This is a genomic window from Marinobacter lipolyticus SM19 (assembly GCF_000397065.2).
GTDB lineage: Bacteria > Pseudomonadota > Gammaproteobacteria > Pseudomonadales > Oleiphilaceae > Marinobacter > Marinobacter lipolyticus.
Window position 1 is genome coordinate 347,924 of record NZ_KE007317.1, and the last position, 25,267, is coordinate 373,190.

The following is a 25,267-nucleotide window of genomic DNA, read 5'->3' on the forward strand; positions in this document are numbered from 1 at the left end:
GAACGATGAAACTGAACTGCGACCTTGGTGAAAGTTACGGCCCATGGCGTATGGGGCAGGATGAGCACGTTATGCCCCTGATCGACATGGCGAACGTGGCCTGCGGCTTCCACGCGGCAGACCCGATGGTGATTCGCCAGACCGTTGCCCTGGCGGCTCGGCACAAGGTAGAGGTAGGCGCCCACCCATCTTATCATGACATTGTCGGTTTTGGACGACGTTCAATCGTTCACTCCCCGGAAGAGATCCAGGCACTGATGTTGTACCAGCTCGGCGCCCTGGAGGGTTTGTGCCGGGCTGAGGGCCTGCTGCTGAGTTACGTCAAACCTCATGGCGCCCTGAACAATGACATGATGAGGGATGCCACCATTTTGCGAGCGGTGATGGAAGCTGTCCGGACCTACCACACCAACCTGCCACTGATGATACCGGTCACCACTCACTACAGAAGGCACCAGGAGCTGGCCGGACGAGTAGGCATACCGCTCTTGCTGGAAGCCTTCGCCGACCGCGCCTACGATGATCAGGGGCAACTGGTATCCAGAAAGCTGGAAGGCGCGGTTCATCATGATCCGCAACGTATTGTCGACCAGGCCCTGTCATTTGCCACGAAGGGCGGCATCACCAGCGTCAATGGACAATGGCTCGAGCTGCCGGCGGACAGCCTTTGCGTCCATGGCGACAATGACAACGCACTGGCGGCGGTTCGCGCCATACGAGACGCCCTGCAATCAGCGCAATGAAGATCTCGCCAGTCTCCGAAGACAGCGTACTGATCACCCTTGCCGACGATATCAGTGATACCTTGCCACGCCACATTGCCCGATTGTGTAACCTGATAGACGCAAGTAGTGATGACTGGTTGGTAGACCTTGTGCCCTCTTACACCACTTTGCTGGTGATCTACGATCCTGTGAGGATTGATTTCCGAGGAGTTGAGGCACACCTGAACAGCTCTCTTCGAAAAGCCAGTGAAACCGTGCCAGACAGCCCCTACGGCGACTCGTCCGGCCAGGTCACCCACGACATCCCGGTATATTACAGCCCGGAAACCGGCCCGGACCTGGAATGGATCGCCCGGAACAACCGCCTCAGTGTTGATGATGTCATCAACTTTCATAGCGGTCGGAAATACACCGTTTATGCGATCGGTTTTGCCCCGGGTTTCGCATTTATGGGCGAGGTAGAGCCCGCCATAGCTGCACCCCGAAAGGACACCCCCCGCGCACGAGTGCCTGCAGGAAGCGTGGGCATTGCCAACCGTCAAACTGCGGTTTACCCCAAAGTCTCCCCCGGCGGTTGGCAACTGATTGGCAGGAGCCCTGTCAGCCTGTTCGATCCCGTCAACCTGTCTCTGCTCAACGTCGGCGATCTCGTGAGCTTTCATGCGGTATCCCGTGAGCGGTTCCTGAAACTGGGCGGTGAGCTGTGAGCGGGCTTCGCGTTATCAACCCTGGGGCCCGCGCCACTGTGCAGGATTCCGGTCGGCGGGGATATCGCAGGCACGGTCTCTCAGCGGGTGGTGCGCTGGACATTCACAGCTTTAGCTGGGCCAACAAACTGCTGGACAATCCCGCCAATTGCGCGTGCGTCGAAATATTACTCGGAGGATTTGAAGCTGAGGCCGAAACCGACATGGTCATTGCAGTGGCGGGTGCTGCGACCAGCATCCGCGTGAACGGCAATACTGCGGACGGCTGGCAGACGGTTCAACTTCATAAAGGCGATACCATCGCCGTCGATCCCACCCGCTCCGGAAGGATCACCTATCTCGCGACCCCCGGAGGCTTTGATACGACCACCTGGTTTGGCTCACGATCCGTGGTCGTGCGGGAACAGATTGAGGGTATAGAGGCGATCCAGAAGGGAGACATCCTCTCACCTGTACACGCCACGGCCAGATATCAGCCTCGACAGGTCCCGGAACGTTTCCGTGGCCACTATTCTGACCGGCTGACCCTGCGACTGGTGCCAGCAGCTCAGTACTCATTGTTCCACCAGGAAGACCTGCTGAGACTGACAACCAACACTTACCGCGTCAGTAACCAATCGGATCGGATGGGATTCAGACTCGACGGACCGGCGCTGGAGCGGGCACCGGAAGGAATTATTTCCGAAGGCATTGCTGTGGGATCGGTGCAGATTCCCGGTGACGGTAAACCTATTGTTTTGTTGAATGATTGCCAAACGATTGGGGGGTATCCGAAACCAGGCACCCTCGGCGCCCTGGATGCCGGAGAACTGGCCCAGAGACTGCCGGGACAGGAACTGGAATTCTGTTTTGCCAACCTTGCCGATGTCCAGAACGAGCGGGTTGTTTTTCACCGCTTCTTTAGCGAAACCCGTTGGAATTCCGATGGAGCGGATCTGGTATGGATATAAGGACGTTACTGCAAAGAAGAGGAAAATGGCGGTGGGCCAGGGATTCGAACCCCGGGAAGGCTACTAACCTTCGGCGGTTTTCAAGACCGCTGCATTCAGCCACTCTGCCAGCCCACCGTTTTTCCATCGCCGTCATTGCGACAGCGGTGAGCATGATACCGGAATTGCCTGCCCTGTCAACGCCCTGCATGAAGTCGACCGGAAATTTGAACATTAACAGCTTTTAATGGAATCTGTTACGTGCTTTTCTGTCGTAAATGATTGAAAGTTGCGGTAGTGACATTATAGTGGTGTCAGTGACCAGAAGTTTTACCAACGGAGATGACAATGGAAGACAGACGATTCGGCGTTCGCAATAATCAGGGGGCCTACTCCGCTCCCCAGACTGAGCGCGCGACCACTGGCATCAGTGCAGATGCCATGAAGGTGTTGCGCAACACCTATATGCTGCTGGGTATGACCCTGGCCTTCTCGGCTCTGACTGCCTTCCTGAACATGAACGGCACTCACCCGGGATTCCTGATCACCATCGTTGGCTATATTGGCCTGCTGTTTGCCACCTATAAACTGAAGAACAGCCCCTGGGGCATTCTGACCACGTTCGCCCTGACCGGTTTCATGGGCTATACCCTGGGCCCGATTATCGGTGCATTCGTGGCGGCCGGCGCCTCACAGATTGTGGCTCAGGCACTCACATTGACCGCTGTGGCGTTTGTCGGGCTATCGGCGACAGCAATCATCACAAAGAAAGACTTCAGCTTCATGTCCAGCTTCCTGACTGCTGGTGCATTTGTGCTGATCGGCGCCATGCTGCTGGCTTTCTTCATGCAAAGCTCCGTGCTGCACCTGGCGGTATCCGCGGGCTTCACCATCTTTGCTTCGATCATGATCCTGTTCGAGACTTCCCAGATCATCAAGGGTGGCGAGCGTAACTACGTGATCGCCACGGTGGGGCTGTATGTATCCATCTACAACCTCTTCGTCAGCCTGCTACACCTGTTGATGGCGTTCAGCGGCGAAGACTGATCAATGATCGAATATTGATTTGGTCTGAAAGCCCCGGCATTTGCCGGGGCTTTTGCTTTCGGTACACTTGATAACCTGACCTCATCGGAATTGACCGTTACAGATGCCTGCAGACAACCATACGTTCACGCTGGTCATTACCGGCGCCCCTTACAGCTCCCAGGCGCCAGAAACCGCGCTTGGATTCGCCCAGGCAGCCCTCAGGGCCGGCCATACCATTGATCGGGTATTCCTTTACGGAGATGGCGTCCATCTGGCCTCATCATTGCCGTCACCGCCCTCGGACGAAATCAACTGGACACGGGCCTGGAGCGACTTCCTGCAGGAACATTCGGTACCCGCCGTTGCCTGTATCGCCTCGGCACTCAGGCGAGGCCTGGTTAACGAGTCCGAGCAGAGACGCTACCAACTGCCTGCCAGCAATCTTGCGACACCTTTTGAAATTGCCGGCCTCGGCGAGTGGGTGGAGAGTACGATCAAGAGCAGCGCTCAATCGTCCCGCGTTATCTATTTCCACGGTGGAGCCTGAATCATGCACACGCTGATTGTCATTGATCAGCCCCCCTACGGTAGCTGGGGAGGACGTGAGAGCCTGGATATGGCTTTCTCGCTGGCGGCTTTTGATCAGCCGGTGTCGCTGTTATTTATCGATGCTGGCGTACTCTGGCTGAAACAGGGGCAGGAACCCGGCGGTATTAACCAGAAATCAGTTGAACGGAACCTGGCAGCAGCCAGCATTTTCGGAGTCGAATCGCTTCTGGCAGATACCGCGGCCTGCCATCGATTCGGCCTCAATGAAGACAATCTGATTAATGGCGTAACCCGGATTGATAATACAGGCGCGACGTTGCAACAGTACCAACACGTCGCGTTTTCAGGCTAAGGCATCGCCCGCCTCCAACTGGATACAACTGTTATGCACACACTCCATATTATAAGCAAGTCGCCGGGCCACACACGGTTTCGTGAATGTCTGGGAATGATGGGTGAGCAGGATGCAATCCTGTTGACCGGCAATGCCGTCACTGCTCTCGCAGATTCAACCATCACACTGCCAGAGACCGTTTATGCGTTGCAGGAGGATCTTCGTGCCAGAGCGATTGATCCAGAACAGGATATTTCCGGCCAGGTCACCTTCGATGATATGGTCTCTCTCACCATTCAGGCGCAACGGGTTATCAGCTGGTAAATCATGACAATGGTTATTCGTAACAACGAGGGGTTTCTGGAAGATGCCTCTGCATGGACAACAGATATTGCGCGGGAAATTGCTTCTGAAGATGCAATCGATCTATCTGAAAATCACTGGGAAATCATTATGTTTCTGAGGGATTTTTACAACGAACATGAAATATCTCCTCCTTCAAACCGCCTGTTCGTCAAAGCGGTGAAGGAAGCCTTTGGCGAGGCGAAAGGAAACAGCATTTATTTGATGCAACTGTTCCCCGGAACGCCGGCCAAAACAGCCTGCCGTATTGCCGGACTGCCCCGCCCGACCAATTGCCTTTAATCCGGCCGCTGATCAGCGCCATTCCCCCGGGATTGGCGCTCCAGGTCTGCAGCGCTGCCCAGAAAACTGCTCAGCCCATTCTCAAATAACCCTGAACCGAACTTCAGGAACTGGCGAGTGGATTCCTTGACGGTGCTTTCAGGCAGTTCTCTAAGGGTTTCTGCCACGCCGGCTTTCACCCCGCGCGTAACACCCGGCTCGATTTCACGCGAGGCTTCAATCAACTCTTCGACCTTTCGATCCAGGTAAGGACGCACAACCTTGAACCAGAAGCCAGCCAGTACACCCAATACGACCAGGGCGGTGATGCTGGCCTGGGCCAGTAACATTAATCCGAATTCCATGCGTGGCTCTCCTAGGGGTAGTTTATGGCTGATTACAATAGCAGGTTGTTCAGGGCAACAAACTGCAGGAGGCCCGCCACGGCACCAAACAGCCCACCAACAACCATCAACTGAACTTCTTCCTCCCGGAAGGCCGGGCGAAGTATGTCCTGGAATTCCGATGGCTTCAGGGATTTCATCTGCCCTGCAAGCACCTCAGCAACCACAGGAGCCCGCTCCCGGTTGAATGCCGGATCGCCGAAGACGTCCCGGGTAGCACCGACCGCCTTCTGGTTCATCGCTTTTTTCAGTTCCGTGTAGCCTGTCATTCCGACAGCCACCTGCGCGGTAATTTTCATCGTCACTGAATTATCCAGTAACGGTCGCAGGTGCTTCTGGATTATGGCTCGGGTGCGATCGCCGTGGTTACCGTTAATCATCGCATCAGCCACTTTTTCAACGGTTATCAGCTCTTCTGCGACCAGGCGCGCCCACACATCACTGATCTCCGGTTGCCGCCTCAGAAACAGACCCTGGACTTTCCAGAACAAGAGCCGTCTGGGCTTCAGCGGGCTGAAAATGAGGTTAATCGCCAGCCAGTTTGTCAGGAAACCAACCGCAAAACCGCCTAACGGCAGAAGCCAGGGCTCCGGATACTTCGCCCAAAGCGAGGCCAGAATCGCACCGAGCAGGCCACCAATAATGGCCCCACGATTTATAACAGAGCGCAATTCGACTGAACCGGCCTGCTGGAAGATCCGGTTCATCAGGTCAGGATGATGTTCGAGTTCGCGACTCAACAGGGCCTTGAGATCGACCAGGTCGTTCAGATCATCCCCGAAATCTTCCACCAGCGACTCAATGCGTGAGGGCAGCTGCTCCCTCGCCCATTCATAGATACGGTTTCTCAGGAACAGCGGCAGGTTATCCCAGAGGACAGGCTGAATCTCGTACATGACTTCATCAATGTATTCATCAAGCCGCGGATGTACCTGGGCGACGACCTGCTCAACGATGCGATGGGGCTCCAGCTTCCGATAAACAGCATTGAGATCCCCGAATTGCTGCAGGGTCCGATCAATACAGATGTGTGCCATTTTCTCAGACTTGCGGGGAATAACGCCCTGCCAGCCGATGGCGCCGATTCCAATAAACTGGACCGGATAAAAGGACATCTGAATGGCGAGCCAGTTGGTAAACCAGCCAACGATCGCCGCCATCATTGGCACAGTGAGAAGTGCAACGTCGAACAAATCAAACCCCGGTAATGTAAATGTCGCAGGCATGCGTTCCCCGCGAGTGCGCCTTATTTATCAGACAGGCATGGTACCCGTCCGTAGTTCTTGATTGTGTGACAGATCATGAAGTAATTGAATTGCAAGAGCATTGGCCGAGCAGCCAATCAAGCGGGGGTAATGCGGCAGCAGCGGAAAGGATACCCGATTCCAGCAACTTGTTAGCTGGAACCGGGCGTCAGACTATGGACAGAAATTTACTGGTAGTAAGCGTTTTCGGTCACGGTATGATCCGTTACATCCCTGACAGCCGTAATCTCGGGAACACGTTCCTTCAGCGTACTCTCCACACCCTGTTTGAGCGTCAGACTGACAGCGCTACAGCCCTGACAACCGCCGCCGAAGCGGAGCACGGCGACAGATTCTTCGACAATCTCCACCAGAGAGACATCCCCACCGTGAGCGGCGAGATTGGGGTTAATCTCGGAGGCCAGTATATAATTCACACGGTCCGGCAGTGGAGCGTCGTCATCAATTTTCGGCACTTTGGCGTTGGGCGCCTTAATGGTGAGCTGACCTCCCATCTGGTCCTTGGAGTAATCGACATACGCTTCCTCAAGGAAGGGTACCGAATTATGGTCCAGGAACAGGGTAAATTTACCCATATCCAGCTGTTCATCCGTTGGAACAACTTCATTGGGTGGGCAATAGGCCAGACAGGTTTCGGCATTCTTGGTGCCGGGCTGGGTCACGAAGATCCGCACGCCCATGCCTTCCACGTCCTGCTTTTCGATAAGTTGTGCCAGGTAATCCCGTGCGGGATCAGTCACAGTAACCAATGCCATGTTTTCAACCCGTTTGAAAGTTTCAGTTCATTTTAAGGGAGTTCGCCTGAACATGAAAGACCAAGTAAAATAGTCGGGCTTTACAGCGATGATGAATTTCCCTTATTGACGTGAATAATTGACTATCGTCATCGGTACCGGGACGGAATCCCGCAATTTTGCTATGATCCCGCGCCATTCAGTTAAATACGACGTTAAACACGACTTCCGGAATACGCTATGACCGATCGCACCACACGCCTTGAACAACTCCACAAGGCCCTGCAGGAACGCATTGTTGTCCTTGATGGCGGCATGGGTACCATGATCCAGAATCTGAAACTGGACGAGCAAGCGTTTCGCGGTGATCGTTTTGCGGATTACGACCGGGAGGTTCAGGGCAATAACGATCTGCTGAACCTGACCCAGCCTGCCCTGCTCCGCAATATCCATGCGGATTACCTGGATGCCGGCGCGGACATCATTGAGACCAACACCTTCAACTCGACCCAGCTGTCACAAGCGGATTACGGGCTGGAATCCATCGCGAAGGAGTTGAACGTTTCCGCCGCGAAGCTGGCGCGGGAAATCGCGGACGAGTTTACCGCGAAGAACCCGGCAAAGCCCCGGTTTGTAGCCGGTGCTGTGGGCCCCACTTCGCGCACTGCCTCAATTTCCCCGGACGTGAACAACCCCGGCTATCGTAACGTCGATTTCCAGACCCTGGTGGACAACTATTACGAAGCGGTGGAAGGTCTGGTCGAGGGTGGCTCAGACCTGATCCTGATCGAGACCATTTTCGATACACTGAACGCCAAGGCAGCCATTTACGCCACCCAACAATATTTTGAAGACAGCGGCATTACCCTGCCGATCATGATCTCCGGCACCATCACCGATGCCTCCGGCCGCACTTTGTCCGGGCAGACCACGGAAGCCTTCTGGAACTCGGTGGCTCACGCCAAGCCCATTTCCGTCGGCCTGAACTGCGCGCTTGGTGCCGATGCGCTGCGTCCTTATGTGGAAGAGCTGTCCACAAAGGCAGAAACCTATGTCAGCGCCCATCCCAACGCGGGTCTGCCCAACGAATTCGGCGAGTATGACCAAACGCCAGAAGAAATGGCCGAGATCATCGAAGGTTTCGCCAGGGATGGTTTCCTCAACATTATCGGCGGCTGCTGCGGGTCACGCCCGGACCATATCGAAGCCATTGCCAATGCGGTGGCCAAGTATCCCCCCCGCAAGATTCCGAAGCGCCCCAAGGCGCTACGCCTGTCCGGACTGGAACCGTTCACCGGAGACGAGAACACCCTGTTCATTAACGTCGGCGAACGTACCAACGTAACCGGTTCCAAACGCTTCCTGCGCCTGATCAAGGAAGAACAGTACGAGGAAGCGCTTAGCGTCGCCCGTGATCAGGTCGAGAACGGCGCACAGATCATCGATATCAATATGGACGAAGGTATGCTGGATTCAAAGGAGGTCATGGTGACCTTCCTGAACCTGGTGGCCTCCGAACCGGATATCTCCCGCGTGCCCGTCATGATCGACTCGTCCAAATGGGATGTGATCGAAGCCGGCCTCCGCTGCATCCAGGGTAAGGCGGTGGTGAACTCCATCAGCCTCAAGGAAGGCGAAGAGGAGTTTATCAAGCGCGCCCGTGACTGCATGCGTTACGGTGCCGCCGTGGTTGTTATGGCCTTTGACGAACAGGGCCAGGCAGACACCTATGAGCGGAAGACAGAAATCTGCAAACGCTCCTATGATGTTCTTACCGGCATTGGCTTCAACCCGGGCGATATCATTTTCGACCCCAACATTTTTGCCATCGCCACCGGCATCGAGGAGCACAACAACTACGCTGTCGACTTCATCAATGCCACCCGCTGGATTCGGGAGAACCTCCCCCACGCCAGCATTTCTGGCGGCGTCAGCAACGTGTCATTCTCGTTCCGTGGCAACGATGTGGTCCGTGAGGCGATCCATTCCGTGTTCCTGTACCACGCCATCAAGGCGGGGATGAACATGGGCATCGTGAATCCGGGCCAGCTGGTGATCTATGATGAGATCGATCCGGAGCTCAAGGAACTGGTGGAAGACGTCGTGCTTAACCGCAGGGACGACGGCACCGATCGCCTCCTGGAGATTGCCGAACGCTTCAAGGGTAAAGGCGGCAAAACCCAGGAAGAGGATCTGGCCTGGCGTGAATGGCCCGTGCAAAAGCGCCTCGAACATGCACTGGTCAAGGGTATAACCAGCTACATTATCGAGGACACCGAAGACTGTCGCCTTGAGGCCGAACATCCTATTGAAGTGATCGAAGGCCCATTGATGGACGGCATGAACGTGGTCGGCGACCTGTTCGGTGACGGCAAGATGTTCCTGCCACAGGTGGTCAAGAGTGCCCGCGTGATGAAGCAGGCCGTTGCTCACCTGATTCCATTCATCGAAGCGGAAAAGTCCGAGGGCCAGAAGGCCAAGGGCAAGATCCTGATGGCCACCGTAAAAGGCGATGTCCACGATATCGGGAAAAACATCGTAGGTGTCGTGCTTCAATGCAACAACTACGAAGTGATCGACATGGGCGTGATGGTGCCCTGCGACAAGATCCTTGAAATGGCTAAAAAGGAAAACGTCGACATCATCGGTCTGAGCGGCCTGATCACTCCGTCTCTGGACGAAATGGTTCATGTTGCCCGGGAAATGCAGCGCCTGGACTTCCATATTCCGTTGATGATCGGCGGCGCTACCACCTCCAAGGCTCACACAGCGGTCAAAATCGAACCGCAGTACAAGAACGATATTGCCCTGTATGTGTCAGATGCATCCCGCTGCGTCAACGTGGCCTCCCAGTTGCTCAGCGACACAGCCAAACCTGCCTTTGTTGAAGCCGCACACAAGGAATACGACGAAATCCGCGAACGTCGCAAGAATCGTGGAGAGCGCACAAAACTGGTGTCCCTGAAAGAGGCCCGGGATCGCGCACCCGAGATCGACTTCACGGATTACCAGCCTGCGAAACCGACGTTTACCGGTGTCCGCGTATTCGAGGACTTTGACCTTAACGAGCTGGTGGATTATATCGACTGGACCCCGTTCTTCATCTCCTGGGACATTTCCGGAAAATACCCGGCCATTTTTGATGACCCCAAGCGCGGCGAGGCAGCCCGAACACTCTTTGATGACGCCCAGAAGATCCTGCACCAGATGATCGATGAGAAACGGGTCTCTGCACGGGGCGTGATCGGATTCTGGCCGGCACAACGTCGGGGTGATGATATTGTCGTATTCAAAGACGAGTCGCGAACCGAAGAGCTGACCACCCTGCACCACCTGCGACAACAGGATGACAAAGCCCCCGGCAAGCCGATGATGGCTCTGTCTGATTTTGTAGCGCCCGAGGGTTCGGGTAAGAACGATTACGTTGGCGGCTTCGCCGTTACTGCGGGAATTGGTGCCGAAGAGTTGTCCGTTGAGTACAAGGACCGCAACGACGACTATAACGCCATTATGGTGAAGGCCCTTGCTGACCGGCTTGCGGAAGCGTTTGCCGAACGGATGCACGAGCGGGTTCGGCAGGAATTCTGGGGCTACGCGACGGACGAGAAACTGGCGAACGAAGACCTGATTCGCGAGCGCTATCGCGGAATCCGGCCGGCTCCCGGTTACCCGGCCTGTCCCGACCATACCGAAAAGGCCACGTTGTTCACTCTGCTCGATGCAACGGACAAAGCCGGGATCGAATTAACCGAACACTTTGCGATGTATCCCACAGCTGCGGTATCCGGCTGGTACTTTGCTCACCCCGAGTCCAAGTACTTTGCCGTCGGCAAGATTGGCGCGGATCAGGTTGAAGACTATGCTGAGCGCAAGGGAATATCAAAAGCGGAAGCCGAGCGCTGGCTGGCTCCCAGTCTGGCCTATGATCCGGCAGAATAGTTCACTGTAGCGGGATAACTCTGATGACAAACGAAGGAAAAGAGGACAACAAGAACGAGAAATCCCCTTCAGTGCGTCCAGGGGTGCTGAAAATTATGCAAAGCATTATCGCCGGCGCATTCGGCGTTCAGTCGGACAAGCGCCGGCAAGAGGACTTCTCCAGCCACAGCCCGCTTCCCTATATCATCGCGGGCCTGCTATTCACTGTCGGCTTCGTTGTGACTCTGATCCTTGTTGTGAAACTGGTGCTATCCGGGCAGTAGACTACTGCCCGCTTACCCAGACCACGGCAAATGCCACCACCAGCATGACCAGTAATACCGCAGCCACGGCATCGACACTGCTATCGGAATGCGTACCTTTCTTCATCCGGAAACCTCCTGAAACCTGTTTTTGTTGTAGGGTTAAGTTAAGCACTGAATTGATATTCGTCCAGTCCTGTTGGCAATTCATTATCACCCAAATCGATAAACATATTTGGAAATAATCATTTTAAGAATATATGCACGGTGATATTCTGCCCCCCTCAAAGGGCTATAATGCCTTATACCACGCGTTTTAGCAGGACGTTTTACTATGTACGTATACGACGAACACGATCGGCAAATCGCAGCCGAACGGGTTGCCCAATTCCGAGACCAGACCGAGCGCGCTCTCGCTGGCGAGCTGAGCGAAGACGAGTTCCTTCCCCTTCGCCTCCAGAATGGTCTTTACGTTCAGCGTCTTGCGCCCATGCTGCGGATCGCCGTCCCTTATGGCATGCTTCGGTCCGAGCAACTGCGCCGTCTGGCACGGGTTACCCGTGACTACGACAAAGGCTATGCCCACTTCACCACCCGCCAGAACGTCCAATTGAACTGGCCCGCGCTGGAAGACGTCCCGGACATATTGGCGGAACTGGCGGAAGTGGAAATGCACGCCAACCAGACCAGCGGTAACTGCATTCGCAACACCACCACGGATCAGTTCTCCGGCGTTCAGGTCGATGAGGTCGCTGATCCCAGACCTTATTGCGAGATTATCCGTCAGTGGTCCACGTTCCACCCGGAATTTGCCTTCCTGCCCCGCAAGTTCAAGGTAGCGGTCAACGCTTCCGAGAAAACCGACCGTGCGGCCATCCAGGTTCACGATATCGGCCTGCAGATGGTGCGTAATGATCAGGGGGAGCTCGGCTTCCGCGTCCATGTGGGCGGTGGCCTCGGCCGCACCCCGATGGTCGGTCCGGTTATTCGCGAATTCCTGCCGGAGCTGGACCTGCTGACGTACCTGGAAGCTGTATTGCGGGTTTATAACCGCTACGGACGCCGGGACAACAAATTCAAGGCGCGAATCAAAATTCTGGTCAAGGCACTGACGCCGGAAGGTTTTGCCGAGAAGGTTGAAGCTGAGTGGTCCCATATCAAGGACTCCCCCACTCGCCTGACCCGCGAAGCCATTGAACGGATTCAGGGCTACTTCACTGAGCCCGCCTACGATGCACTGGAGAACGCCACTGAGTTGCTGGCGTCCCAGCGCTTCGATAACCGTCAGTTTGATCAGTGGCTCAGCCACAATGTCGACAGCCACAAGAAACCGGGTTACGCCATCGTCACCCTGACCATGAAGAAAACCGGCACACCGCCCGGGGATGTGTCTGACACCCAATTGGAACAGATTGCCGAGCTTGCAGAGCAATACAGCTTTGGCGAGGTCCGTGTCACCCACCAGCAAAATGTCGTGCTGGCTGACGTTCGCCAGGACCAGCTGTTTGAGCTCTGGCAGAGCATTGAGCCCATGGGCTTCGCAACTGCCAACCTCAATACACTGACCGACGTCATTTGCTGCCCGGGCGGCGATTACTGCGCCCTGGCCAACGCCAAGTCGATTCCTGTGGCCGAATCCATACAGCGTCGCTTTGACGACAAGGATTTCCTTTACGACCTAGGGGACATTGATCTGAACATCTCCGGGTGCATGAACGCCTGTGGCCACCATCACGTTGGCAACATCGGTGTTCTGGGTGTCGACAAGAAAGGCGCAGAATTCTATCAGGTGAGCCTCGGCGGTTCGTCACATCATGACGCCACCATCGGCAAGATCCTCGGGCCTTCCTTCGCCCAGGAAGACATGCCGGATGTCATCGCCAAGATCATCGATGTTTATGTCGACAACCGGAAGGAGGAAGAGCCCTTCCTCGAAACCTATCGTCGAATCGGAATTGAGCCATTCAAGGAGCGGGTCTATGCCTGAAGTTATCACTAAAGACGGGGCCATCAAGCAGGACTCCTGGGTTGTTGTTTCCCGTCCTGAGGATGGTGAGTCCCTGAACATGCCTGAGCAGCCGGCACTGATTCCAGCGGATCTTTGGCTGGCTGGCAAGGAGCACTTTGAAGGCCGTGATGATATCGGGGTCTGGTTCGACAGCCACGATGAGCCGGAGATTCTTGAGGGGCTGGTCAATGAGCTGCCGCTGATTGCGGTGAATTTTCCCAAGTTTGCCGATGGCCGGGGTTACAGCATTGCGCGGCTGTTGCGGGAGCGCTTTGGCTATGAGAATGAGCTGCGGGCGATCGGGGATGTTCTGCTGGATCAGTTGCAGTTCATGAAGCGTTGTGGCTTTGATAGCTATGCGTTGCGGGAAGATAAGGATGCGTCCAAGGCTGCCCGTGCTCTGAACTTTTTCAGTCAGGGGTATCAGGCTGCTACGGATACCGATGTGCCGCTATTTCGTCGGCGCGCTTCCTGAATCTATTGACTCCCGGGACGAACAAAGGGGAACGAGTTACCCTTTGTTCTCGCTGACTTTTGTGCCAGCCCTTCCCTTCAAAGCGACAGCGCTTTAAAGAGCGTGATCCAGCACAATCTTTCCTGACGACTCTCCTTTCAAAAACGCCCTCAGGGCGCCGTCCAGTTGACCGCGTCCGATATCACGGGCGGAGGCTTCGGTTTTCGGGCAGGCCCACTCTCCAGCGAACTTTTTCCAGACAGCGGCTTTGTCCGCCAGCGGGATTTCCACCGAATCAACGCCAAGTAGATTCACACCCCGCAGGATGAACGGCAGAACTGTGGTCTCCAGTTGCGGGCCGGCGACCAGGCCGCAGCAGGATACGGAACCACCTGGCTGGATCTGTTTCAGCAGTTCTGCCAGGGGTTGTCCGCCGACGGTGTCCACGGCGTTGGCGAATACGGGCTTGAGCATGGGCTTTTTCTCCGCGGCCAGGGCTTCACGGCCAACGACCTCTGAGGCTCCCAGGGCCTTCAGTTCGTCAGCGTGATCCTGTTTGCCGCTGATAGCGACCACGTCAAAACCAAGTTTCGATAACAATTCCACCGCGACACTACCGACAGCGCCGCTGGCGCCGGACACAGCGACTTTACCCTGTTCTGGGCTGGCACCCATCTGGAGCAATTTCTGGACGCACAGGCCGGCTGTCAGGCCGGCAGTGCCATAGATCATGGCAGTGCGGCCATTCCAACCTTGCGGCAGGGCGACACACCAGGACGCCGGTACGCGGACGTACTCGCCAAATCCGCCATCGGTGTTCATGCCCAGGTCGTAACCGGTCACGATAACCTTGCTGCCAACAACTGGCTCACCAGAAGCGGATTCGATGACCTCACCGGCAGCATCGATGCCGGGGGTGTGGGGAAAGTTTCTGGTGACGCCCTTGTTGCCGGAAGCGGACAGTGCGTCCTTGTAGTTCAGGGACGAGTGACTGACTTTGATCAGTACTTCATTGGCCGGCAGGTCGCTGGTCGAGACTGTCTGTTCACTGCCAGTGTATTCTCCGCCCTGCTCCTGGACACGCCAGGATTTGAATTTGGTCGTTGTTGTCATACTGGTCCCCGTTTGTCTGTATCAGCTATTGGATTTTCTGGTTGCGAAACGCGCCCAACACTTTCCACACGGTGTGCTCAAGGGCTGCGCTGGTCGCCAGGCCAAGCTTTTCCGGCAAGGTCCGTTTGCGCTGGTAGCTCACTGAGATTACGTCTGCACTTTCACAGGCATCAATGAGATATTCGTCGGATGTTTTGATTTCGTCGACCAGATTTACATCCATTGCACGGCGACCAAACCAAATGTCGCCATTCGCTACGGCCGTGATGTCGAGGCCCGGGCGGCGTTCACTGACGTACTCCTTGAAGAGCACATGGGTGTCTTCGAGGTCTTCCAGGAATTTCTGCCGGCCTTTATCGGTATTTTCACCAAATACCGTCAACGTGCGCTTGTGCTCACCAGCCGTGAGGACTTCGAAATCCACGTCATTCTTTTTGAGGAAGCGGTGGAAATTCGGAAGTTGGGCAACGACACCGATGGAACCAAGTACGGCGAAGGGGGATGCCACGATACGATCCGCGACACAGGCCATCATATAACCGCCACTGGCGGCCACTTTATCCACGCAGGCGGTCAGGTGCAGGCCCTTGCTGCGGATCCGGTCCAACTGCGCCGCAGCCAGCCCGTAGGAATGCACCAGACCACCGCCGCTCTCAAGCCGTATCACAACTTCATCCCTGGCCGGATCTGCCACGCTCAATACCGCCGTCACCGCCCTGCGGAGCGGATCGGTGTCACTTGCCTTGATGTCACCATCGAAATCCAGGACGAACACCCGTTTCCTGGTATCGGCCTGGCCTTCTCCGGCTTTCACTTTATCCTTTTCCGCCTTGGCCCGGGCTTTCTCTTCTTTCTTATGCTTCTTGTCCCAGGCCTTACGTTCATGGTCCGAGAGTAGACGGGCCTGGAGTGATTCCCTGAGCTTGCGGTACTTTTCGTTAAGCTTGCGAACCCGCAACTCCCCTTCACCGTCGTCTCCTTTATCCCTTTGGGCTGCTGACATAACAACCGAGATAACCACGACCACTGCAATGACCAGCGTCACGGCCTTGGCGACGAATAAACCGAACTCTGTCAGAAATTCCAAATTGCTTCTCCAGCCTGATTTTCAAAGCGCAGATTGTAACTTACAGGTCTCATTGAGGTAAGCAACATAGAAATTTAAAACAAGCGTTCGATCGAGCTTGACACTGCCAGGTCGGCACCATAAAGTCGAATGGCTACGTCGGCTAACCCTGGCCTTCCGGAACAGGCTCACTGCCAGGGGCGTCAAGCCGTCACCAAGCCATGACAATCACCAATAAGGGTAAAATAATGTCTGTAGCTCAGGTATTTGACAAACTCGAACAGAATTTCAACGCAGACGCAGCCGAAGGCCTGGATCTGGTATTCCAGTTCGATATCGAAGATGACAAAACCTACCATCTGGTCATCAACGATGGCACCTGCAAACTCCACGAAGGTGCGAACGACGATCCTTCCGTAACCCTGATCATGAACTCTGAAACCCTGCAGGGCATTGTGTCAGGCGAAACTGATGGCATGCAGGCATTCATGGCTGGTCAACTGCGCGCCGAAGGCGACATGATGCTGGCTACCAAGCTGGGTGAACTGTTCAAGATGGGCTGAATCGGCCCGGACAGACAGACCTGTAAAAAAACCCCGCCGTGCAGCAGGGGTTTTTTATATCTTTCTACAGGCCTACGTCGTTCATTGACGATTCGGCGAGACGAAGTAGGTCGGCGTTGCGATCTTCTCGCTTACCAATGCTCTCGATGTAATACTCAAGGGATGTCAGCGCATCGGCCAGAGCTTCCAGCACCTGGGGCGACGGCGCCTCCCGGGAATCCAGAAGGCGCGCCTGGATTGATGCAGCAACACGCTCCAGAACGCCTGCCGCGCCGGGATCACCAACCATGTGCAAGCCACCCCAAATGCTGTGAAGCGTGCCTGGAAGATTGGCCAGGTGCATCCTGTCATAATCAGACTCAATAAAGGCAGTAATAGCGCGTTTGGCCAGGGTCAGCGCACTGCGAGCCTCATCGGCAACAACGTACGTCGCTTCCTGAAGATACAGGGACTCATCACGCTTTCGATCACCTGCTGCCAGGGAATCCGTCTCCGAGGTAATGCCCCGGGTAACGATCTGCATGATCGCATCTTCAATACCCAGCACAGAGTCCGCCAACGCGTAAAGTTCATCCTCACTTGGAGAACGGGACTCGGATTCCCAACTACGCAATCGGCTCGCTTCTCCACGACACTTGCCAGCCAGTTGATTGAGGTCCAGCATGACCAGGGTGTTGCCTAGACGCTCAAGGGTTTCCGCAATGGATGAGAATTCCGCCAGGTCTGGTTCAATTCCACGCTCAATAATGTCGAGCTTGTCCTTGAGCTGGTTAAGCTCCTCCTGCAAGGCTTCTGACAGGGACTTGAGAACGTCGGCCCCGGGTCCATAAAGCCTGCGGGCATGGGCCTCCAGCATGGAGTCTGGAAATTCCGCAGGCGTCAATCGATACGCGGAGAGAATGTTCGTCACCTCCGGATTTCCGGAGCCGCTGCGATAGAGCACATAAATCATATCGCGGATCAGCGAGTCCGGGGCATCCTTGGAAGTTGATACTTTTCCGACGTATACCACTTCCCTGGCGTACTTCTCGATACGCATGAACATGCGCTTGCGCGCCTTTGTGAACGGCATTGCCCGGTCGAGCATGGTGTCCGCGACGATGGACGCCAAACACCACATTCCCCCCATTGGCGTTCCGCGACAGACTCTAGCCAACCCCCGAGCCGCGCGACCGAACAGCTTTTGGCTGACAACCTCATTCCGCTCCCGCAACATGCCCAGCAGGGCCACCTGAAAGGTTAACCTCATCCGACGGGCCAGAATCTCGTACTCGGCCTCATTACCCTCAAACGGTTGTAATGACATCCCGGAACAGAAGTCCGGTCGCTTTCTGACGTCAATGTCAAAGAAGCAGGATTCCGGGTATGGCTTCTCCTTGCGAGCCTCCCGCAAGTCGTTGATGACCGGCAACAAGAGTTCCGGGTGATCCACGCGTTGCTGGTGATAGTACTCGACGTATCGCCGCAGGATAAATAAAGCGCTGTTAAGGGTGGTGAGCAGAATGTTCTTGTCGTCGTTGGCGCCGACGGGTACATCGTTCGCCATCGTGACGGCCTCCTGGCACAGCAGGATACCACCGCGTAGCTCGACAAGAATGAAGATACCGCGAAGCTGGTTCAGAAAATCCACGCAGTTCTGGAGGTCTTCGCCACTCTCACGATTTTCCTGAAAGCGTTCAAGGCTGGACTCGGCCTGCTTTATGGTCTGCTCAATTTCACTTTTGACCAGATCAAAGGATTGTGACTTCGTCGCCAAAGACGATTGAACCATAAACGCTTCCTGTTAACTTCGCGGAAACTACCGCGCCCTGTTCTTGGAATAGGTACTTATAACACAAAACTCAAGTTGCTCAAGAAATCAGGAATGTAACAAATAGTACAGGCTGATCCAGTTCTCATTCCGGATCCGCGACCATGTTATTCCCCGGGACCGTCCATACGCCCCCAGACAGTACCGCCCGCCTGCTTGGCCAGAACTTCCATAAACGCATCATGAGCGGCCTGCTCTTCTTCGGATGCCTTGAGAACTTTCAGCGGATTTCTCTCTGCCGCCAAACGACGTATGCCGTCAACACCACCGTTGTCGTCACTTCCCGCATCCAGGGAAAGCGCGGTCTGACCGCCGGTCAGTAGCAGGTAGACATCGGCCAGAATCTCGGCATCCAGCAGTGCCCCGTGCAATTCACGGTTACTGTTGTCGACGCCATAACGTTTGCACAGGGCATCGAGGCTGTTCTTCTGACCCGGATGTTTTTTTCGAGCAATGGCAAGAGAATCCACAACACCGCAATGGTCGGCGGTTTTTCGCAAGGGCTTCAGTCTCGCGAACTCGGAATCCATGAACCCGACGTCAAACGCTGCGTTGTGAATGACCAGTTCGGCCCCTTTGATGAATTCAAAGAACTCATTGGCGATTTCGGAAAACACCGGTTTGTCCGCCAGGAACTCATTGGTGATTCCGTGGACGGTAATGGCTTCCGCCTCTACCTCACGCTCGGGATTGATGTACACGTGATAGTTACGACCGGTCAGCTGCCGCTCCATCATTTCAACGCAGCCAATCTCGATAATGCGATGACCTTCCGAAGGATCAATACCCGTGGTTTCAGTATCCAGTACTATCTGTCTCATGCTCACCCTGTCTCTGACTACGTATTAGCCAACTCTTCAACACCCCGGTTGGCCAACTCATCCGCCAGTTCGTTATCCGGAACGCCGGAGTGCCCCTTGACCCAATGCCAATTTACTTTGTGGCGGGCAACCTGATCATCCAGTTCCCGCCACAAGTCTTCATTCTTTACCGGTTTCTTCGCGGCGGTTTTCCAGCCGTTGCGTTTCCAGCCGGCCATCCATTCCGTTATGCCCTTGCGCACGTACTGGGAATCGGTAAAAAGTTCCACCTCACAAGCGCGCTTAAGCGTTTCCAGCCCACGGATCGCGGCCATCAGTTCCATGCGGTTGTTGGTGGTTTGCCGCTCACCACCATGCAGGGTTTTCCTGGCATCGCCATACCGGAGAACCACGCCCCATCCACCGGGCCCCGGATTACCCTTGCAGGCACCATCGGTATAAAGAACAACCTTACCGGTCATTACAACTCCCTGACTGTCTTGATTTGATACTGATGCGACTGGCGCACCCCCGGGACACACCCACGGTCCCGGAACCCGGCAGTGTAATGACTTTTTGCTTGTTCCACACGGGGCGGCGGGGAATACGTGAACACACCCGCTTTCTGGCGACGATACAGTAATAGGCACCAATAGGCAGGATCCCGTTTCCACATACCCGCTCAAGCAGACTCTGGCGCCGTTCGGAAACGGGCTTCTGTATCGGCAGACGATAAAAACACGAGCGGGAGAATTCAACCGAAAAGTCCAGCAACCTGAGCCAGTCTTCCATCCGACTTTTCATCAGGAATCGCCCGCCCCACGGCCCCGTCCTTGACCGCGATAATAATCGGCGCGCTCCCCAGACGCTGACCGGGTTGAACCCGATCAACAAGATAGTGGCCTCTCCGCGCAGGACGCGTGACGCTTCCCGCAACACCTGATGGGGATGGGGAGAAAAGTCTGCAGTGTGATGAAGAATCACCAGGTCCATAGAGTCACCGGGAAATGGCAACTCATCGGCATCACACACCGCCACCCCTTCTGGAATAGCCGCCCCCCACTTTGGGGTTGTCACTATCTTCTGTGAAAAATCGGTACTGCTGGCCAGCGGAACACGATGGCTGATCCCCACTTGCAACTGCCTGGCTCCCGTAAGGTTTCGAAGATGGTGATCAACACAAGCACGCTGGTCGGCCAGCAACGCACGACCAAGAGGCGTCTGATACCAGCGTTCAAAGCTATCGTGTCGTAACGAAAAATCAACGGGTTCGCTTGATGCCATTACGGTCTGTCCCCGGCCATGTAATGACCGCCCTTGGGACGGTCTTCGTAATGCATTATCATAACAGGGACATCCACTTGGCACATGTAGGGCCCTATGCTGACAATTACCGCGATTCCTGCCTTCAATGACAACTACATATGGTGCCTTGCGAACACTGATTCCGGCAAAGCTCTCATCGTTGACCCCGGGCAGGCGGATCCCGTCAGGGCTCATCTCAGGCAACACAACCTGACACTCGACACCATATTGGTCACGCACCACCATCCGGACCACGTTGGTGGCGTCAACGCCCTTGTATCAGACGTACCTGGCTGCAGAATCACCGGGCCTGCCACATCCCCTTTCAAAGGGGTTACCGAGCCGGTACATCCCGGTGATGAAGTGGTCTGGGATGCAATAACGTTCCAGGTTCTCGGTGTTCCCGGTCATACCCTGGATCACATTGCCTATTTTTCCGAATCAAAGGTTGATGGTCATCCGGTACTGTTCTGTGGTGACACTCTGTTTGTGTGTGGCTGCGGCCGGCTGTTTGAAGGCACGCCTGCCCAGATGCGGCAGTCCCTGGATACGCTGCGCAAGCTCCCGGATGACGCAAAAGTCTATTGTGCTCACGAGTACACACTTGCCAACCTGACATTTGCCCGTCATTGGCTTCCTGATGACGACAATCTCCGAGAGTTCGAAGAAAAATGCCGCACCCTTCGCGACAATGGAAAGGCGACCGTTCCGTCCATTCTCGAAGACGAGAAACGCCTCAACCCCTTCCTCAGATGGGATGATCCGGCAGTCATAGCCGCCGCCCGGGAGTACGGTGCCGATACCGGTTTACCATCAAACAGCGAGGACGACGTATTTGCGGCGGTACGACATGGCAAGGACCACTTTTAGGTGGTTAACAAATCCTCTCAATGACGTAACGAGAGGTTTCTTGACCCCCTTTGGGCGCGCCCATAGAATCCTTTCAAAATTATTGCCATAACTTATTAAATATGCCGGTTTTTCCTACACACCCGGCATAGTCAGCCAGTCGGAAGTATTATTATGTCGGTCAGACGAATATCTGCAATTGTCTTCGCCAGCGCCGTAATGGGCGGCTGCGCCAGCTTCTATAACAACGCGCCCGACCGAGCCTCCTCCGACGGCAACCCACTGAATTCAGAAAAAATGACCGTCGCTGCCGGTGACCAGGAACTCAAGACGGCTGTGGAACACGGCGACAGCCAGGGCAGCTCCCGAACCGAACTTGACGAAGCCATCTCCCCTGAGCTGAAAGCGGCAGCTGAAGTTGCCAGGACAAAGCTGGACTCGCCATCGGATCATGTCGACGACAATGCTAACGGAGGCGTCGACCTGTGGCACCGTCTTCGCGCCGGCTTCAAACTCGACCACGATATAACGGACCCGAGGGTCAAGGCCCAACTGGACTGGTATCGGAAACACCCCAAATACATCGACCGGGTCGTCAAGCGTGGCAGCCGCTACCTGCACTACATCATCTCGGAAACCGAAAAGCGTGGGCTACCGACCGAGCTTGCACTGCTTCCGGTTGTCGAAAGTGCTTTTGATCCTTTTGCGTACTCCCACGGCCGGGCGTCAGGACTATGGCAGTTTATCCCGAGTACTGGAAAATACTTCGGACTGACCCAGAGCTGGTGGCATGACGACCGCAGAGACATTCTTGCATCGACGGATGCGGCACTGACCTACCTGGATCGACTCGCGAAACGCTTCGACGGCGATTACACCCTTGCCCTGGCCGCTTATAACAGCGGTGGCGGCACAGTATCCAAAGCCATGCGCCGCAACCGTAATGCCAACAGGTCTACAGATTATTGGTCACTCAAGCTTCCCCGGGAAACAACGCACTATGTGCCCAAGCTGATTGCACTCGCCAAAATTTTTGATAAGCCGGAAGACTATGGCGTTGAACTACCGGCGCTGGATGACGAACCTTACTTCGAAGTGGTGGAAACGGGTTCGCAAATGGATCTGGCCCAAGCCGCAGAGCTCGCCAGTGTTGATGTCGAGGAAATCTACCTGCTCAACCCTTCGTTCAACCGCTGGGCGACAGCTCCAGATGGCCCCCATCGCCTGTTGGTCCCCAAGGAGAACGCCAGCACTTTCAGGGTGGCTCTGAGCAAGATCCCTGCAAAAGATCGTGTCTCCTGGCAAAACTATCAGGTTGTCTCCGGAGACAACCTGAGCACCATCGCCCGGAAATTCTCCACAACAACTTCGGTCATTCGCAGGGTCAACAACCTTAACAGTGACATGATCCGCATTGGGCAACGCCTGATGATTCCCTCCGCCAGCAAGAGTACCGACGAGTACGCCCTCAGCGCGAGCCAGCGCCTGGAGAAAAAGCAGTCACGCAATCGTAGCGGCAGCCGGGTCAACTATACTATCCGGCGCGGAGATACTTTCTGGGATATTGCCCGCGAACATCGGGTCACCGTTCGCGAGGTAGCCGCCTGGAACAATATGGCGCCGGGTGATCCCCTGATCCCAGGCAAGAAGATCGTCATCTGGTCACAGGCCAGCCAGCCAAAGACTGTCGCCAGCAATAATCGGGGCCAGGCAATGGTCCGTAAAGTCGGCTACCGGGTTCGCAAGGGTGATTCCCTGTCGGCGATTGCCAGCCGGTTTTCGGTAAATGTGCGCGATATCGCAAGCTGGAATGACCTTAACTCAGCCCGTTATCTCCAGCCGGGCCAAAGTCTGGTACTCTACGTAGATATCAGGAACAGCCCCTGATTCTGTCGCCGACGGCAGGAGGGCCGGGGGAATAAAAACAATCATTGTTCCTGGACGATTCACCAAAACGTGCGAGATCTATGACAAAAACACGGACAGCCTCAACCCTTACGTCGTTTTGTGCCCTGACCCTGGTTCTCCTTACTGCTCCGCTTCCTGTCCTGGCAGCGGATTCCGGTGCCGAAGTTCGTCACGCTATCGCCATGCATGGCGCACCAAAATACCCCGAAGATTTCAGTCATTTTGAGTACGTCAATCCCGAGGCCCCCAAAGGCGGCACATTGCGCATGGCTGTCGTCGCCAACGGCTACGATTCCTTCAATCCCTTTGTAGTCCGTGGCGTTGCCGCCGCGGGTGTAAGTAGCTACCTGTATGACACCCTCCTTGAGTCCTCCGGTGACGAACCCTTCAGCGCCTATGGTTTGATTGCTGAGTCTCTTGAGACTCCAGAAGACCGTCGCTTTGTCATTTTCAATCTCCGTAAAGAAGCCCGCTTCCATGACGGTCATCCCATTACCGCAGAAGACGTCAAATTCTCCTTTGACATCCTCACGAAGGAAGGCCATCCGTTCTACCGGAATTACTATGCCGACGTCAGCAAGGTGACCGTTGAGGGAGACCATCGAATACGCTTTGACTTCGGTGACACCGACAACCGCGAACTTCCACTGATTCTTGGCCAGATGCCGATCATGCCGGCCCATTACTGGGACGGTCGTGAATTTGATCGTAATGGCCTGAAACCGCCGCTGGGTAGCGGGCCCTACAAAATCGGTGAGTTCGAAGCAGGTCGATCCATCACCTTCAAACGGGTGCAAGACTACTGGGCAGAAGACCTGGGCACGCGAGAAGGTCGATTTAATTTCGACAATATCCGCTTCGACTACTACTCCGACGACACCGTCGCCCTGGAAGCATTCAAGGCCGGAAATTTTGATTTCCGCATCGAACCATCGGCAAAAAACTGGGCCACCGCCTATTCCGGTGACAAGTTCGAGAACAACACCATTATTACCGAAGCTATCGAGCATCAACGTCCCGCCGGTATGCAAGCGTTTGTTCTGAACACCCGCAAAGCAAAATTCTCGGACCCAAGGGTACGTGAGGCTTTGTCCTATGCCTTTGATTTCGAGTGGGCCAACAAGAACCTTTTCTACGGCCAGTACACCCGTACAAAGAGCTATTTCGAAAACAGTGAATTGGCTTCGACCGGCCTGCCCGAGGGCCGGGAACTCGAGATACTGAACCAATACCGTGACCAGCTTCCAGAGGATGTGTTCAAGGAAGCCTACAAGCCGCCGGTTATTGATGGCAAAAATGGCCTGCGGAACAATTTACGCAAGGCAATGCAGTTGCTCAAGGCAGCCGGTTATGACATTCAGGACGGTAAAATGGTGAATACCAGCAACGACCGGCCACTGTCGTTTGAAGTATTACTGCACCAGAAGAATTTTGAGCGCATCGTGCTCCCCCTGAAAAACAATCTGGAAAGACTGGGCATCGATGTGTCCGTGCGCCTGGTCGATACCAATCAATACATCCAGCGAGTGCGGCAGTTCGATTACGACGTCATTACCCAGGTGCTACCCCAGTCTGATTCGCCGGGCAATGAACAGCGAGAGTACTGGCACTCTTCCAATGTCGATGTGCACGGCTCCAGGAACTACATGGGCGTGAGCGACCCGGTCGTGGACGAATTGGTCGACAAGGTTATTCAGGCTCCGGATCGTGAGGAACTGGTCAACCGGGTACGTGCGCTGGATCGCGTCTTACTACACGGACATTACGTGATTCCGCAGTGGTACCTGCCACGCGACCGCATTGCTTACTGGGGCCACCTCGAACGCCCTGAACAAACACCAAAGAACGGTATTGATATCGATAACTGGTGGATTCAACCCTGACCAATGATTGTGATCAACGCAACGGTG

At 55.2% G+C, this 25,267-nt stretch carries 25 protein-coding genes and 1 tRNA gene; 16 read left to right on the forward strand and 10 right to left on the reverse strand.

Going from position 1 to position 25,267, the window contains the following annotated elements; all coding sequences use genetic code 11:
• Positions 1–5 precede the first annotated feature (5 nt).
• The 3 genes from MARLIPOL_RS08000 to MARLIPOL_RS08010 are packed head-to-tail and all read left to right on the forward strand — an operon-like array spanning position 6 to position 2,382.
• Positions 6–743 carry a 5-oxoprolinase subunit PxpA gene (locus tag MARLIPOL_RS08000; protein ID WP_012137548.1) on the forward strand — a complete coding sequence of 246 codons (738 nt, stop codon included), beginning with the start codon at positions 6–8 and terminating at the stop codon, positions 741–743.
• Complete coding sequence (pxpB, locus tag MARLIPOL_RS08005) at positions 740–1,432, forward strand: 5-oxoprolinase subunit PxpB (RefSeq protein ID WP_012137549.1); 693 nt, start codon at positions 740–742, stop codon at positions 1,430–1,432. Before MARLIPOL_RS08000 ends, pxpB begins: the two co-directional genes overlap by 4 nt.
• Positions 1,429–2,382 carry a 5-oxoprolinase subunit C family protein gene (locus MARLIPOL_RS08010; protein WP_012137550.1) on the forward strand — a complete coding sequence of 318 codons (954 nt, stop codon included), beginning with the start codon at positions 1,429–1,431 and terminating at the stop codon, positions 2,380–2,382. The genes pxpB and MARLIPOL_RS08010 overlap by 4 nt, the downstream gene beginning before the upstream one ends.
• A gap of 26 nt (positions 2,383–2,408) precedes the next feature.
• Here MARLIPOL_RS08010 and MARLIPOL_RS08015 read toward each other — a convergent pair.
• Positions 2,409–2,499 (reverse strand) — tRNA-Ser (locus tag MARLIPOL_RS08015).
• Positions 2,500–2,709: 210 nt separating this feature from the next.
• On the opposite strand from MARLIPOL_RS08015, the gene MARLIPOL_RS08020 reads away from it, so the two are divergent.
• The 5 genes from MARLIPOL_RS08020 to MARLIPOL_RS08040 all read left to right on the forward strand — a co-directional run bounded on the left by MARLIPOL_RS08020 (position 2,710) and on the right by MARLIPOL_RS08040 (position 4,918).
• Positions 2,710–3,408: a Bax inhibitor-1/YccA family protein gene (locus tag MARLIPOL_RS08020; RefSeq protein WP_012137551.1), complete on the forward strand. Its 699-nt coding sequence runs from the start codon at positions 2,710–2,712 to the stop codon at positions 3,406–3,408.
• 103 nt (positions 3,409–3,511) lie between these two features.
• Positions 3,512–3,937 carry a sulfurtransferase complex subunit TusD gene (tusD, locus tag MARLIPOL_RS08025; RefSeq protein ID WP_012137552.1) on the forward strand — a complete coding sequence of 142 codons (426 nt, stop codon included), beginning with the start codon at positions 3,512–3,514 and terminating at the stop codon, positions 3,935–3,937.
• A gap of 3 nt (positions 3,938–3,940) precedes the next feature.
• Positions 3,941–4,291, forward strand: coding sequence for a DsrE family protein (locus MARLIPOL_RS08030; protein ID WP_012137553.1), 351 nt, complete (start codon positions 3,941–3,943; stop codon positions 4,289–4,291).
• Positions 4,292–4,324: 33 nt separating this feature from the next.
• Positions 4,325–4,597, forward strand: a complete 273-nt coding sequence (tusB, locus tag MARLIPOL_RS08035; protein WP_036190971.1) for a sulfurtransferase complex subunit TusB — start codon at positions 4,325–4,327, stop codon at positions 4,595–4,597.
• A 3-nt stretch (positions 4,598–4,600) separates the two neighbouring features.
• Positions 4,601–4,918 carry a TusE/DsrC/DsvC family sulfur relay protein gene (locus MARLIPOL_RS08040; protein ID WP_036190972.1) on the forward strand — a complete coding sequence of 106 codons (318 nt, stop codon included), beginning with the start codon at positions 4,601–4,603 and terminating at the stop codon, positions 4,916–4,918.
• Here MARLIPOL_RS08040 and MARLIPOL_RS08045 read toward each other — a convergent pair.
• The 3 genes from MARLIPOL_RS08045 to nfuA form a co-directional block, all read right to left on the reverse strand.
• The gene (locus tag MARLIPOL_RS08045; protein WP_012137556.1) at positions 4,915–5,262 is read right to left on the reverse strand and encodes a hypothetical protein; all 348 of its coding nucleotides are present in this window, start codon (positions 5,260–5,262) and stop codon (positions 4,915–4,917) included. The two genes, MARLIPOL_RS08040 and MARLIPOL_RS08045, sit on opposite strands and share 4 nt — an antisense overlap.
• A 32-nt stretch (positions 5,263–5,294) precedes the next feature.
• Positions 5,295–6,527: a hypothetical protein gene (locus MARLIPOL_RS08050; RefSeq protein ID WP_012137557.1), complete on the reverse strand. Its 1,233-nt coding sequence runs from the start codon at positions 6,525–6,527 to the stop codon at positions 5,295–5,297.
• Between the two features lie 206 nt (positions 6,528–6,733).
• Complete coding sequence (nfuA, locus tag MARLIPOL_RS08055) at positions 6,734–7,321, reverse strand: Fe-S biogenesis protein NfuA (RefSeq protein WP_012137558.1); 588 nt, start codon at positions 7,319–7,321, stop codon at positions 6,734–6,736.
• A 219-nt stretch (positions 7,322–7,540) separates the two neighbouring features.
• Here nfuA and metH point away from each other — a divergent pair, with 219 nt between their 5' ends.
• The 4 genes from metH to MARLIPOL_RS08075 all read left to right on the forward strand — a co-directional run bounded on the left by metH (position 7,541) and on the right by MARLIPOL_RS08075 (position 13,964).
• A complete protein-coding gene (gene metH, locus MARLIPOL_RS08060; RefSeq protein ID WP_012137559.1) occupies positions 7,541–11,239 on the forward strand; it encodes a methionine synthase in 3,699 nt (1,232 codons plus the stop codon).
• A gap of 23 nt (positions 11,240–11,262) precedes the next feature.
• Positions 11,263–11,502: a DUF2970 domain-containing protein gene (locus MARLIPOL_RS08065; RefSeq protein WP_012137560.1), complete on the forward strand. Its 240-nt coding sequence runs from the start codon at positions 11,263–11,265 to the stop codon at positions 11,500–11,502.
• A 313-nt stretch (positions 11,503–11,815) separates the two neighbouring features.
• Positions 11,816–13,468, forward strand: a complete 1,653-nt coding sequence (locus MARLIPOL_RS08070) for a nitrite/sulfite reductase (protein WP_012137561.1) — start codon at positions 11,816–11,818, stop codon at positions 13,466–13,468.
• Entirely contained in the window at positions 13,461–13,964 is a 504-nt protein-coding gene (locus tag MARLIPOL_RS08075; RefSeq protein WP_012137562.1) for a DUF934 domain-containing protein, read from the forward strand. The genes MARLIPOL_RS08070 and MARLIPOL_RS08075 overlap by 8 nt, the downstream gene beginning before the upstream one ends.
• 93 nt (positions 13,965–14,057) lie before the next feature.
• On the opposite strand, the gene MARLIPOL_RS08080 is transcribed toward MARLIPOL_RS08075, so the two are convergent.
• On the reverse strand, positions 14,058–15,056 hold the full coding sequence (locus tag MARLIPOL_RS08080; protein ID WP_012137563.1) for a YhdH/YhfP family quinone oxidoreductase: 999 nt from the start codon (positions 15,054–15,056) through the stop codon (positions 14,058–14,060).
• A gap of 25 nt (positions 15,057–15,081) precedes the next feature.
• Positions 15,082–16,143, reverse strand: coding sequence for a protease SohB (sohB, locus tag MARLIPOL_RS08085; RefSeq protein WP_012137564.1), 1,062 nt, complete (start codon positions 16,141–16,143; stop codon positions 15,082–15,084).
• Positions 16,144–16,370: 227 nt separating this feature from the next.
• Between sohB and MARLIPOL_RS08090 the strand changes: the two genes are divergently transcribed.
• Positions 16,371–16,685, forward strand: a complete 315-nt coding sequence (locus MARLIPOL_RS08090) for an SCP2 sterol-binding domain-containing protein (protein ID WP_012137565.1) — start codon at positions 16,371–16,373, stop codon at positions 16,683–16,685.
• 64 nt (positions 16,686–16,749) lie between these two features.
• Here the strand turns inward: MARLIPOL_RS08090 and MARLIPOL_RS08095 are convergent, their stop codons facing one another.
• The 4 genes from MARLIPOL_RS08095 to MARLIPOL_RS18300 form a co-directional block, all read right to left on the reverse strand.
• Positions 16,750–18,456 (reverse strand): hypothetical protein, encoded by a 1,707-nt coding sequence (locus MARLIPOL_RS08095; RefSeq protein ID WP_012137566.1) that lies wholly within the window; start codon positions 18,454–18,456, stop codon positions 16,750–16,752.
• 146 nt (positions 18,457–18,602) lie between these two features.
• Complete coding sequence (dnaQ, locus tag MARLIPOL_RS08100; protein WP_012137567.1) at positions 18,603–19,316, reverse strand: DNA polymerase III subunit epsilon; 714 nt, start codon at positions 19,314–19,316, stop codon at positions 18,603–18,605.
• Between the two features lie 17 nt (positions 19,317–19,333).
• On the reverse strand, positions 19,334–19,777 hold the full coding sequence (rnhA, locus tag MARLIPOL_RS08105; RefSeq protein WP_012137568.1) for a ribonuclease HI: 444 nt from the start codon (positions 19,775–19,777) through the stop codon (positions 19,334–19,336).
• The gene (locus MARLIPOL_RS18300; RefSeq protein ID WP_012137569.1) at positions 19,767–20,579 is read right to left on the reverse strand and encodes a class I SAM-dependent methyltransferase; all 813 of its coding nucleotides are present in this window, start codon (positions 20,577–20,579) and stop codon (positions 19,767–19,769) included. The genes rnhA and MARLIPOL_RS18300 overlap by 11 nt, the downstream gene beginning before the upstream one ends.
• A gap of 96 nt (positions 20,580–20,675) precedes the next feature.
• On the opposite strand from MARLIPOL_RS18300, the gene gloB reads away from it, so the two are divergent.
• From gloB to MARLIPOL_RS08120, 3 genes are all read left to right on the forward strand, one after another.
• Positions 20,676–21,470: a hydroxyacylglutathione hydrolase gene (gene gloB, locus MARLIPOL_RS08110; RefSeq protein WP_012137570.1), complete on the forward strand. Its 795-nt coding sequence runs from the start codon at positions 20,676–20,678 to the stop codon at positions 21,468–21,470.
• 153 nt (positions 21,471–21,623) lie between these two features.
• Complete coding sequence (locus MARLIPOL_RS08115; RefSeq protein ID WP_012137571.1) at positions 21,624–23,336, forward strand: lytic transglycosylase; 1,713 nt, start codon at positions 21,624–21,626, stop codon at positions 23,334–23,336.
• Between the two features lie 80 nt (positions 23,337–23,416).
• Positions 23,417–25,240 carry an extracellular solute-binding protein gene (locus MARLIPOL_RS08120; protein ID WP_012137572.1) on the forward strand — a complete coding sequence of 608 codons (1,824 nt, stop codon included), beginning with the start codon at positions 23,417–23,419 and terminating at the stop codon, positions 25,238–25,240.
• Positions 25,241–25,267: the final 27 nt, after the last annotated feature.